The organism is Aliivibrio kagoshimensis, assembly GCF_050337105.1.
Lineage (GTDB): Bacteria > Pseudomonadota > Gammaproteobacteria > Enterobacterales > Vibrionaceae > Aliivibrio_A > Aliivibrio_A kagoshimensis.
The window spans coordinates 1-12,256 of sequence record NZ_JAKJSQ010000046.1 but is presented as its reverse complement, the minus strand read 5'-3'; the positions used below and the strand labels follow the sequence as shown (position 1 = coordinate 12,256).

The window sequence follows — 12,256 nt, the reverse complement described above, 5'->3', positions numbered from 1 at the left end:
TTTAATGCGATTATAGCGCATTAAAAAAATTAGTTTCAGTATCAATTAGATCTACTGATAGCGACTCACATCAGAGCAAGGTATAATCGTAAACAATTATCTTCATTTTTAAGATTAGTGACTCTGTATATGGATATGTCAATCGCGTTAGCCGCTACCTTGTTTTACTTTTTAGCCTTAAGCTTTGTGGTTCCAGGTCTTGCTAGCCCTAACGGCATAAAAACCAAAACTGTTTTTATGTTTGCCGTTTTAGCCATATCTCTGCATGCCATTTTATTACAAGATTTGATCCTTGATGATACGGGACAAAATCTTAGTATCTTAAATGTGGCGTTGCTTATCAGCTTTATTATCTCACTAGTTATGAGCATTGCAATGCTCAAGGTGAGAGTTTGGTTTTTATTACCCGTTATATACAGCTTTTCAGCCATCAATCTGTTAGCCGCCACGTTTTTACCGGGAACCTTCATCACTCATTTAGAGACGCACATCTCACTGTTGTTCCATATTTCCCTGGCGCTATTTGCTTACGCCACATTGACGATTGCCACGCTATACTCGATTCAACTCTCTTGGTTGGATCATAAATTAAAAAGCAAAAAGTCTTTAACCATCAACCCCAATCTTCCGCCATTAATGATGGTTGAAAGACAGTTTTTCAACATTGTTTTAGTCGGTACTATTCTGCTCAGCTTAACCCTTGCTACTGGTCTATTCTTCGTACAAGACATGATAGAACAAGGAAAAGCTCATAAGGCTGTATTCTCATTTCTCGCTTGGATTGTCTTTTCTGTTCTTATTTGGGGCCATCACTATAAAGGCTGGAGAGGGAAAAAGACGCTCTGGTTCTGTCTCGCAGGGTCAACACTCATGACATTGGCCTACTTTGGTAGTCGATTTGTGCAAGAGATCATTTTGCAATAACCTCTATTTTGTTACGCTCTCTTTATAAATTATTTGCACTACATAGCAAATTAGTAGTTAATAACTTCATACCACTAAAAAAGGAAAAGTAATTGGACGACATCTCTACAGGTGCCCTCTTTAGCATACTTATTGTACTGATCATCATCTCTGCCTACTTCTCGAGCTCAGAAACCGCAATGATGTCTCTTAATCGCTATCGATTAAAACATCTAGCAAATCACGGGCACAAAGGAGCACAACGAGTAGAACGTCTGTTAACTCGTCCTGATCGTCTAATTGGTTTAATACTGATTGGTAATAATTTAGTTAATATATTGGCTTCAGCCATCGCAACCATCATAGGGATGCGACTCTATGGAGATTACGGCGTTGCGATCGCTACTGGTGCTCTTACCCTAGTAATTCTCGTTTTTGCCGAAGTTACACCAAAAACATTGGCAGCGATGCACCCAGAAAAAATCTCTTTTTTCAGTAGTCACCTATTAAAGGTGTTAATGAAACTGCTCTCCCCTTTAGTGCTGTTGGTAAACCTTATCACCAATGGATTTTTGCACCTCTTAGGACTTAAAAGTAGTCACGCTAATAAAGACCACTTAAGCTCTGATGAACTACGGACCGTCGTTGGTGAAGCGGGGGCTCTCATCCCTCGTCGACATCAAGATATGCTGATTTCCATTTTAGATCTGGAGCATGTTACCGTAAACGACATCATGATCCCACGTAATGAGATCTCCGGTATTGATGTTAACGATGATTGGAAATCAATTGTCAGACAGTTAACTCACTCCTCTCATGGTCGATTAGTTTTCTATCGCGATCAGATTGATGAAGTGGTTGGCATGCTGCGCCTGCGTGAAGCGTATCGACTGATGCTTGAGAAGAATGAGTTCACCAAAGAGACGCTGTTAAAAGCGGCTGATGAGGTCTATTTCATTCCAGAAAATACCCCTTTGAACATTCAACTTCTGAAGTTTCAAAGAAATAATGAACGTATTGGTTTGGTTGTGGATGAGTATGGTGATATTCAAGGCTTAATCACTCTTGAGGATATTCTTGAGGAGATTGTCGGTGAGTTCACAACATCAATTGCACCAACCCTAGCAGAAGAGATTACTGCTCAACCTGATGGTAGTTATATCATTGAGGGTAGCGTTAACATTCGAGATCTGAATAAGAGTTTACAGTGGTCACTGCCAACAGATGGGCCAAGAACACTCAACGGTTTGATCTTAGAGCACCTTGAAGATATTCCAGAAAGCAATATAACGGTCAATCTTGAACAGCACCTGATGGAAATCATCGACGTGACTGAAAACAAAATCACACAAGTAAAAGTCTATCCGCCGGAAGAGTTGCCAGAAGAGTAACCCGCATATTGCGTATAAAAAAAGAGCTGAATAAGCTCTTTTTTTTATGGATGCGATATCACAAACGATCAGTCAATTTTTAGCTCTTTGAGCATTGAGTCAGGCAGTGCTAGCTCATCATTTTGATTCACACGAACCCCAGCATCAATAATGTTCTTAGAGATCGATTTAGCTTCCTCTAAAGAGTGCATTTCATAGGTTCCACACTGGTACTCATTAAGCTCAGGGATCTTGTTTTGTGACTCCACCTTAAGGACATCCGCCATCGCCGCTAACCAAGCATCGGCCACCGTCTGCTCTGATGGTGTACCGATCAAGCTCATGTAAAACCCGGTGCGACATCCCATTGGCGAGATATCAATAATCTCTACCTGGGAACCGTTCAAGTGGTTACGCATGAAACCCGCATAGAGGTGCTCTAGAGTATGAATCCCTTTCTCACTCAGAATCTCTTTGTTGGGTGCACAAAAACGCAAATCAAATACAGTAATTGTATCCCCTTTTGGTGTTTGCATTTTTTTCGCAACACGTACTGCTGGAGCTTCCATTCGAGTATGATCGACAGTAAAGCTATCTAATAACGGCATTCCATTTACTCCATATTAATGACTTTTCATTTACCACTGTAATTCAATTTACCTATTCAAGATAGGCAAAATACTCTTTTAAGAACTCATCAAATGAGAGAGTATCGGCTTGTTCAATCTCTGACTGAGCTTGGCTTGAACGCTGAGCTTCCTCTTTCATTAACGCTTCAGAGTAGACCTTATATTGATGTTCTAGATGTTGTTGGCGATATTTAGCCGCCAATTCACAGCCAACGGAACCAATTCCGCCGCCTGCTAGCGTCTCTTTTAGCAGCTGACCTGAGATCGTTAACTCTGGGTCTTCAATACTTTTGCTTAATGTTTGACAGGTCAATTGATACGCTTCTCCACCAATTGCTGCATCCATGACAACCGCAACTTGTTTCAGCTCAGAGAATACTCTTTCAGCCCACGCTTTTTGAGTTAAACGCTCTCCACGGCAACCTATTTGTAACTCTAGGCCCGGCTTACGCCCCTCTAAGATAATTTTATTCCAATTATTACGCCAGCATTCTAGCTCTGCATCATCCATTAAATCGGAATCGGTTAATGTGGCCCAAATAAGGAACATATCCAAAAATCTCACTTGATCTTCGGTGATCCCAACGGCGCTATACGGATTCACATCTAACGAACGAACTTCAATATACTCAATCCCTGCTCGGCCTAGTGCCTCAGAAGGTTTCTCACCACTGTTGGCCACTCGTTTTGGCCTAATTGGAGAGTAGAGTTCATTTTCTATCTGCAGGACATTGCTGTTGAGCTGAACATACTTATCATCAAACTTACTGCTTTCAGGTTGCTCCCCCAACAAAGAGAACGCTTCAGAAGAGGTATTTATCGCTTTGTTTAAACCACTTAGGTACTCATCTAAACTGTTGTACCCAATCTTCAAGCTACTTTGTGCATTATTGGTGTAGCCTAAATCGCTCATACGTAGCGACGTTGAATACGGTAAGTAGAGACTTCCACCTACTTTTTCAAATGGCAGTGTTGAATCGATATCTTTTACAAACGAACCACACAGAGCGGGTGATGCGCCAAAGAAGTAGGGAATTAACCAACCAAAACGGTAGTAGTTACGAATGAGACCAAAATAGGCATCCGTTTGCGCTGCTTCACGCTCTGAAGTGGATTGTTCATTAAACAGCTGCTGCCAAAAACTGTCTGGAAAAGAGAAGTTAAAGTGCACTCCGGAGATCACTTGCATTACACTGCCGTAGCGGTTTTTAAGACCTTGGCGATAGACCGTTTTCATTTTTCCGACATTCGAACGTCCATAATCCGCCAATTGAATATCATCTTCTTCGCCAACAAAACACGGCATAGAAAGCGGCCACAACTTCTCATCACCCATTTGAGTGAGTGTAAAGTGGTGGATATCCTCTAACTGATTAATCAGCGTTGGTACATCCTGTGAAACCGGCGTAATAAACTCTAACAGTGATTCAGCGAAATCCGTGGTTATCCACTTATTGGTTAATGCAGACCCCGCTCCTTTTGGATGAGGTTTGTTAGACAGCTGACCATCAGATGTGAAACGCAGAGCTTCTCTCTCTACTCCTCGGCCTATCTGTTTCAAGGCTTCAGGGTTCTCAGCAATAAGCTGTAATCGTGTCGTGAATTCAGTCACATCGACTCTCGTATTTAAGGCAATTTTGATCATGATAATACTAAAAAAGAAAACAACAACCAGAAACTGGTTGTTGTTTTAGCTAATAGTCCGTGGCTCAATGATATTGCCGTCTATTTGTCGACATTCAAACTATGAATCTCAATACCTAGCGACTCTAATTGAGGTTGTACTGTTTTCTTGTCACCGACGACAATGATCTGGTATTTAGAGGGTTCAAACCATTTCTTAGAGAGCTCATCAATCTCTGACTTAGAGATGGTCGCGACAATATTATTGCGCTGTTCAATGAAGTCTTTATCCAGAGAGTAGGTCATCATTTGGCTTAATAACCCCGCCTTTTGACCCGGTGTTTCATAGCTCAACGCCTCTTGTTGCCCAACAGCCAAGCGCATAAACGCTAACTCTTGTTTCGTGACTCCCTCTTTCGAATAAGCGGTTAGCTCTTTCAAAAACTCCGCGACTGAAGCACCTGTAACATCGGCTCTCACTTGCGCATAAAAGACAACACTACCTAGCTCTTTCGTTCCAGAGAGGTACCCACCAGCACCGTAAGTGTACCCTTTATCTTCACGTAAATTTTGATTGATACGGCTATTAAAATTACCGGCTAAATTGAAGTTAGCAAGTTTGGTTTTATACAGCTCACCTGTGGCATCAAAGCGCATTCCTTGCCTTGCTAAACGGATCACACTTTGTGGTGCGTCAGGTTTATCCACTAAATAGATAGCCTGGCCACTGAGGTTAGGTAACTGCTGCGGTGCCAACATCTTAGGTTCATTGCCTTCCCAGTCCTGTAGAAAAGCTAGTTTCTCTTTTAACGGTGATAATGCAATATCACCAACGGCCACCACGTAACTTCCTTCTGGCGAGTAATGCTGCTGATAGAACTGTTTTACATCCTCCAAGGTAATCCCCTGTAGAGAGGCCATAGTGCCATCAGAGGAGCGCGCAAAGCTAGAGCCTGAGAACAGGACCTGTCGTGTCGCTTGTGACGCTAGCCATGCTGGCTTTTGCTGTTCGTATACCAAGCCTTCAATGGATTGCTTTTTCAGTCGGTCAAAATCCGCTGCGTTCATCGCTGGTTTAAACAGCATCTCTTCAGCTATGGCTAATGTAGCATCAATATTTTTCGTCAAAGAGGCGATAGAAATGGTTGTGCTGTACAACCCCGTATCGACACTGATTGAACTTCCTAGTGTCCCGAGCGCTTTCTCAATCTCCTCTACGCTACGTACTCTTGTATCTTCTTGCATAAGTGCAGCAGTAAGATCAGCTAAGCCCTCTTTTCCTATAGGGACATAACGGTTCCCTGCAGGCAGTACAATATTTAGTTCAATCGTAGGTGTCTCAGATGCGACGGTGCCTAACACCTTAATGCCATTTTTCAATGTAGTTCGATATAACGTTGGAGCAACAGGCTCTACAGGCTGTGAAGGCTGAGGCATGATAGAACGGTCAAAATCATCGTCTCCTTTTCGTACATGCAGTTCGTCATCGCTGATCTTTTGGTATTCAGGCAGACTGCGTTGTGGTGGCGTGAAATTTACCTCATGAGCTTCAAGTTGACTCTTTCCTTTAGGTACAACGCTGAGAACCACGCTGTGTTGGCCCTCGACATAACGCTGAAAGGCATCCATCACATCCTTTGGCTTAACAGCACGCAAAGCCGCTAGCTCTGTTGCTAGGCGATTAGGGTTACTATAGAAGGTTTCGTTTGAAGCAAGCTGTGACACTTTGCCTTTGACACTTTGCAAACCAAAGATGGCACCAGCTTCAGCACTGCCTTTAATTTCAGTGATATCTTCAGCGGTGACGCCTTGCTGACCAAACAAATTCAACACTTGCTGCAGCTGTTGGTAGGTCGTCGCTAGATTCGACTCTTCACCTGAGTCAGCCATTGCATAGACATAGAGAGTACATGATAATTCCGCACAATCATGAAATGCTCCTGCATCAACCGTTTTTCCTGTTTTCACTAACTCTTGATATAAAAGACTATTTTTACCTTGGCCTAACGTACTGGCCAACATATCGATATTCGCTTCACCTTCGGCACCACGGTAGCTGGTTGGGTAGGCCATCATGACCAAGGGTTGCTGAATATTATCTTCTAACGTGATAAAGCGATCTTCCGTTAATACGGCAGGCTGTTTTTCCGCATTTTCAACCTCTGGTCCTTTGGGAATAGAACCAAAATACTTTTTCACCCACGCTAACGTCTGCTCGGTATCTATATCCCCGCCAATAGTGATGACCGCATTATTCGGTCCATACCAGCGTAAAAAGAACGCTTTTAGGTCATTCACATCCACTCGGTCTAAATCTTCTACATAACCGATGGTTTGCCATGAGTATGGGTGGTTTAACGGATAGAGCGCCTGACCGATTCGCTCATACATTAGCCCATATGGTCGATTATCATAGTTTTGCGCTCGCTCGTTTTTAACGGTACTGCGCTGAATTTCAAATTTCTTTTGTGAAACCGCATCGATGAGGAAGCCCATTCGATCGGATTCTAGCCATAACATTTTTTCCAGTTCATTGGCTGGAACCGTTTCGAAATAGTTTGTTCTGTCTCGATTGGTCGTTCCGTTTAATGTGCCACCCGCTTCGGTGATCAAGCGAAAATGTTCTTGATCGCCCACATTGTCAGATCCTTGAAACATCATGTGTTCAAAGAAGTGAGCAAATCCTGATTTACCGACATCTTCACGTGCGGAGCCAACATGATAGGTCACATCAACATGAACTAAAGGATCGGAGTGATCTGGAGATAAAATAACGGTTAAACCGTTATCAAGTCGATATTTACTGTATGGAATGACATTTTGACCAGAGTCTTGGGTTACACTTTCGATAAGTGTAATACCACTCTCTTTGGTTGGAATTGGGGTTTCATTATTGCTCCCCGAACATCCTACTATTGTGATAAGTAGGGAGCTTACAAGCCACTTTTTCATCAGCGTTCCTAAAGAATTTTATTGACGATGAGAGTCAGAATCGAATAACGGGCCGCTTTGCCCGCTAAAATCATAACCAAACAGATCCAAAAGCGCATTCTAAGCCACCCTGCCACCAAACAGAGAGGATCACCGATAACGGGTAACCAGCTTAGTAATAGAGTCCAGTAACCATGCTTTTTAATCCAGCCTAATGCTCTATGACTCTGTTTTTCAGAAGAAGTTTTATCCGGAAGTAAATAACCCAAAAGATAATTGGTTATGCCACCGAGTGTATTGCCAATTGTCGCAACAACGACAATAAGCCAAACTGCATGTTCATTTAGGTGAAGCGTCGCTATCAGAGCAGCCTCTGAACCACCTGGTAGCAACGTCGAACTTAGGAAGCTAGTACTAAATAGAATCCATAATGCAGAATCAGCGTTAAACATTGAAAACATACTTAATCACTATTCTCGTTGAATCTATTTCATATCTAAGACAATTTTGCCCCGAGTGTGGCCCGTTTCAATTTGTGCATGTGCCTCTGCAGCCTGATGCATAGGAATAATCGCTGCGATCTCCACTTTTAGCATGCCAATACCAATCATATATAATAGAGCATCAAGTAACTCTGTTGACGGCGCAACTAACATACCGGTCGCTTTAAAACCTAATGTCGTGGCTCGTTCACAGACCAACTCCGCCGTTAATGTCGGCACAGTAACCACTCTTGCCTCATCTTTTAAACACTTCAGAGCGTCCAATGCTGCGTCACCACCAACTAAGTCAATCAATACATCAACATCAGACAATCGCTCCGACACTGGTGAGAAATGATAGTTGATAGCATGTGCACCTAAACCTGCGATAAAGTCGAGATTCTCTTCACTGCATGTCGTGTAGACTTCCGCTTTTTTTGCCAACGCTACTTGTACTGCAATATGACCTACACCTCCAGCCCCCGCTAAAATAAGGACTCTTTCGCCCTCTTCAACGTTGGCTTGATTAATCGCTTGAATCGCCGTTTGACCAGCTAAAGGGATTGCTGCAGCTGCTTCTAATGTCACGCTATCTGGAATGGTGCTTATTGCCTCTTCGTTCAGGCTAATGTATTGACTGTATCCCCCCCCCTCCAGAGGGAATCCGATAAAACCAGCGACTTGCTGTCCAATGTCGAATTTTGTGCACTTCTCGCCGCATTTAATCACTTCACCAGCCACATCGTAACCGAGCGTCCACGGTAAGTTATCTTTATTCTGCTCTGCAGCCCAACCAAGACCTGCACGAGTTTTTACATCAATTGGATTTACCCCTGAGAATGCCACTCGAATTAAAACTTCATTTTCAGCGGGCTCGGGGATGGAATCACTCTGGATTTCAAGTACCGATGTATCCCCAAATTTCGAAATAACTATATGTTTATTCTCGGACATAATGATCACTCTATTATTATTTATCGTTCTACCATACCTAAAATAATAGCAAAAAGAAAAGGAGCCATTCAGCTCCTTTAACATATTGATAAGTTAAGCGGTCTTATTAACCGACTAACGCAAGCAAAATACCGGCAGCGACAGCCGAACCAAGGACACCTGCAACATTTGGCCCCATTGCATGCATCAATAAGAAATTATGAGGATTCGCTTCAAGCCCAACTTTGTTGACCACTCGCGCAGCCATTGGAACCGCAGAGACTCCCGCAGCACCAATAAGAGGGTTAATGTCCTCTTTTGAGTACTTATTAAGTACTTTCGCCATCATTAGACCACCAGCAGTACCGATAGAAAATGCTAACGCCCCTAACGCCAATATACCCAATGTTTCAACATTCAAGAATTTGTCAGCTTGCAGTTTAGACCCAACCCCTAATCCTAAGAAAATCGTCACAACATTGATCAATTCGTTTTGCGCGGTATTCGATAAACGGTCTACCACACCGGACTCTTTCATCAAGTTACCTAGACAGAACATGCCCACTAACGGAGTCGCTGAAGGTAGGAACAAGATCGTCATGACAAGTACCGCTAAAGGGAAAAGTATCTTTTCCGTTTTGCCTACATGACGCAGTTGAGCCATTTTGATCTGACGCTCTTCGGGTGTCGTCAACGCCTTCATAATTGGCGGTTGAATAATAGGGACTAATGCCATATAGCTGTATGCAGCCACGGCTATTGCACCTAAAAGATCCGGTGACAATTTACTGGCTAAAAATATAGCAGTCGGTCCATCTGCACCACCAATAATGGCAATGGACGACGCATCAGCTAAGCTAAACTCCATGCCCGGCACTAAGTTAAGCGCTATCGCACCAAATAATGTTGCAAAAATGCCTAATTGTGCCGCTGCGCCTAACCAGAGTGTTTTCGGGTTAGCAATCAGTGCACCAAAGTCTGTCATTGCCCCTACGCCCATAAAGATCAGCAGAGGGAATACCCCAGTCTCAATCCCGATGTAGTAGATGTAATACAGCAGACCTCCAGGGTCAGTAAACCCCGCATTGGGAATGTTTGCTAAAATGGCACCAAATCCGATTGGCAACAGAAGTAGCGGCTCAAACCCTTTTTTAATTGCCAGAAAGAGCAAACCAAACCCAATGAGTAACATAACAATTTGAGAGAACTCAAAATTCGCTATGCCTGTCTCGGACCAGAGTGTTATTAAACCATCCATGGGTAATATCCTACGCCAACGTTAACAAAGGTAGACCGACAGTGACTGAGTCACCCTCTTTAACATGCAGTTCCTGTACCGTACCCGCTCGTGCAGCTCGGATTTCAGTCTCCATCTTCATTGCTTCAAGAACAATGATGACTTCACCTTCTTCAACTTGTGCGCCTACTTTCACCTTAACTTGAAAAATATTTCCAGCAAGTGGTGCAACCACGTCTTCAGCCTTGCCACCGGTTACTTCCGCTGCTGTTTCTTTTGCTGGAGTTGACGCTTTAGCGACCGATGAAACACTTCCTTGCGGACCGACTTCAACATCGTAAACTTGACCGTCAACCTTCACGCTATAGCTCTCTATCGTACCGGATGCTTGAGTTGCTGCTACAGGTGTTGCTGCTACTTCTGGCTCAGTACCAGGAGCAGGTTCAAACGCACTTGGGTTATTACGGTTTTTAAGGAATTTCAAACCAACTTGTGGGAACAGTGAGTAAGTTAATACATCATCAATAGCGTTTTCCGCTAAGGTAATGTTGTCCTGCTTCGCTTTTTCAAGCAGTTCACTTTCTAATGTATGAAGTTCATCTTCAAGCAGGTCTGCAGGACGACAAGTAATCGCGTCAGCACCATCAAGTACACGTGCTTGAAGCTCTGCATTCACTTCCGCCGGAGCCGTACCATATTCGCCCTTAAGTACACCAGCTGTCTCTTTGGTGATGGTTTTGTAACGCTCTCCCATCAACACGTTAATAACGGATTGAGATCCAACAATTTGTGATGTTGGTGTGACTAGAGGGATATAACCAAGGTCTTTACGTACCTTAGGGATCTCAAGCAATACTTCATCAAGACGATCTGCTGCGCCCTGCTCTTTAAGCTGGCTCTCCATGTTGGTTAACATGCCGCCAGGAACTTGTGCAATCAAGATACGAGAATCAACACCTTTCAGTTGACCTTCAAATTTTGCGTATTTCTTTCTCACTTCTCTGAAGTACGCGGCAATCGGTGCTATCGACTCTAGGGATAAATTAGTATCTCTTTCAGTTCCTTCTAGCATCGCCACTACGGTTTCGGTTGGTGTGTGACCGTAAGTTTGGCTCATTGAGGAAATTGCAGTATCAAGAATGTCCAGCCCAGCCTCTACTGCCTTGACAGCAGTTGCTGTAGAAAGCCCTGTTGTTGCATGACAATGAAGCGCAAGCGGGATATCACATGAAGCTTTAATTCTTGAGACTAACTCTTCGGCTTCATAAGGTTTCAGTAAGCCTGACATATCTTTGATGCAGAGCGAGTGACAACCCAAATCTTCAAGTCGTTTTGCCAAATCAACCCAAGTATCACTATTGTGTACTGGGCTTGTGGTATAGGAGAGTGTGCCTTGAGCGTGTCCGCCAACGTCTACTGTCGCCTTAACTGCTGTTTCAAAATTTCGAACATCGTTCATGGCATCAAAAATTCTAAAAACATCCATGCCATTCGTATGAGCACGTTCAATAAACTTAGTCACTACATCATCAGCGTAATGGCGGTAACCCAGTAGATTCTGTCCACGCAGTAACATTTGCATAGGGGTTTTTGGCATCGCTTGTTTTAGCGCTCTTAAACGCTCCCAAGGATCTTCACCAAGATAACGAATACACGAATCAAATGTTGCTCCGCCCCACGTTTCTAATGACCAATAGCCAACGTTATCTAACTCAGCAGCGATCGGTAACATATCTTCGGTACGCATACGAGTTGCAAATAATGACTGATGGGCATCGCGTAGAACGACATCGGTGATAGCAAGTGGTTTTGACATGCTCACAAACTCCTTTTTAGTAAGTCTTAAAATTATGATTAGCTTAGTTTGCTACTTCTATACTGTTGAACAGCGGCTGAGATTGCCGCAACAACTTCAGGCTTTACGCCTGCACTGGCTGAAGTAGTACGTTGAGTATTGGTTCTAGGTTGAGCGAGTTGCTCTTCAGGTACTAACTTTGACATTAATCGAACGATGTAAACAAGTGTGGTTAAGAAGACGAAAACAACTGACATTCCGGTGAGCATCAGTACCGCCGCTTCCCACATTAAACTCCCTATATCTGTCATCGTGCTTCCTTTCTACTTAGGTGACAGTTGAACCCATTATAT

10 protein-coding genes are annotated in these 12,256 nt (G+C 43.3%); 2 read left to right on the top strand and 8 right to left on the bottom strand.

Translation table 11 applies throughout. The features are described 5' to 3' along the window. The first annotated feature begins 129 nt into the window (after positions 1-129). Together L4C32_RS14370 and L4C32_RS14365 are read left to right on the top strand one after the other, a co-directional pair. The gene (locus tag L4C32_RS14370; RefSeq protein ID WP_428197577.1) at positions 130-924 is read left to right on the top strand and encodes a cytochrome C assembly family protein; all 795 of its coding nucleotides are present in this window, start codon (positions 130-132) and stop codon (positions 922-924) included. 92 nt (positions 925-1,016) lie between these two features. Beyond that, on the top strand, positions 1,017-2,294 hold the full coding sequence (locus L4C32_RS14365) for an HlyC/CorC family transporter (RefSeq protein ID WP_428197576.1): 1,278 nt from the start codon (positions 1,017-1,019) through the stop codon (positions 2,292-2,294). A 68-nt stretch (positions 2,295-2,362) separates the two neighbouring features. Here the strand turns inward: L4C32_RS14365 and luxS are convergent, their stop codons facing one another. From luxS to L4C32_RS14325, 8 genes are all read right to left on the bottom strand, one after another. Continuing rightward, the gene (gene luxS / locus L4C32_RS14360) at positions 2,363-2,881 is read right to left on the bottom strand and encodes an S-ribosylhomocysteine lyase (RefSeq protein WP_428197575.1); all 519 of its coding nucleotides are present in this window, start codon (positions 2,879-2,881) and stop codon (positions 2,363-2,365) included. A 52-nt stretch (positions 2,882-2,933) separates the two neighbouring features. Beyond that, positions 2,934-4,514: a glutamate--cysteine ligase gene (gshA, locus tag L4C32_RS14355; RefSeq protein WP_428197599.1), complete on the bottom strand. Its 1,581-nt coding sequence runs from the start codon at positions 4,512-4,514 to the stop codon at positions 2,934-2,936. A 113-nt stretch (positions 4,515-4,627) separates the two neighbouring features. Next, on the bottom strand, positions 4,628-7,477 hold the full coding sequence (locus tag L4C32_RS14350; protein ID WP_428197574.1) for a M16 family metallopeptidase: 2,850 nt from the start codon (positions 7,475-7,477) through the stop codon (positions 4,628-4,630). Between the two features lie 8 nt (positions 7,478-7,485). Then, positions 7,486-7,917: a YqaA family protein gene (locus L4C32_RS14345; RefSeq protein ID WP_428197573.1), complete on the bottom strand. Its 432-nt coding sequence runs from the start codon at positions 7,915-7,917 to the stop codon at positions 7,486-7,488. A 24-nt stretch (positions 7,918-7,941) separates the two neighbouring features. Continuing rightward, positions 7,942-8,892, bottom strand: coding sequence for an NADP-dependent oxidoreductase (locus tag L4C32_RS14340; RefSeq protein ID WP_428197572.1), 951 nt, complete (start codon positions 8,890-8,892; stop codon positions 7,942-7,944). A 106-nt stretch (positions 8,893-8,998) separates the two neighbouring features. Beyond that, complete coding sequence (locus L4C32_RS14335) at positions 8,999-10,129, bottom strand: sodium ion-translocating decarboxylase subunit beta (RefSeq protein WP_428197571.1); 1,131 nt, start codon at positions 10,127-10,129, stop codon at positions 8,999-9,001. 10 nt (positions 10,130-10,139) lie between these two features. Continuing rightward, positions 10,140-11,924, bottom strand: coding sequence for a sodium-extruding oxaloacetate decarboxylase subunit alpha (gene oadA / locus L4C32_RS14330; protein ID WP_428197570.1), 1,785 nt, complete (start codon positions 11,922-11,924; stop codon positions 10,140-10,142). Between the two features lie 38 nt (positions 11,925-11,962). Then, positions 11,963-12,214 carry an oxaloacetate decarboxylase subunit gamma gene (locus L4C32_RS14325; protein WP_428197569.1) on the bottom strand — a complete coding sequence of 84 codons (252 nt, stop codon included), beginning with the start codon at positions 12,212-12,214 and terminating at the stop codon, positions 11,963-11,965. Positions 12,215-12,256: the final 42 nt, after the last annotated feature.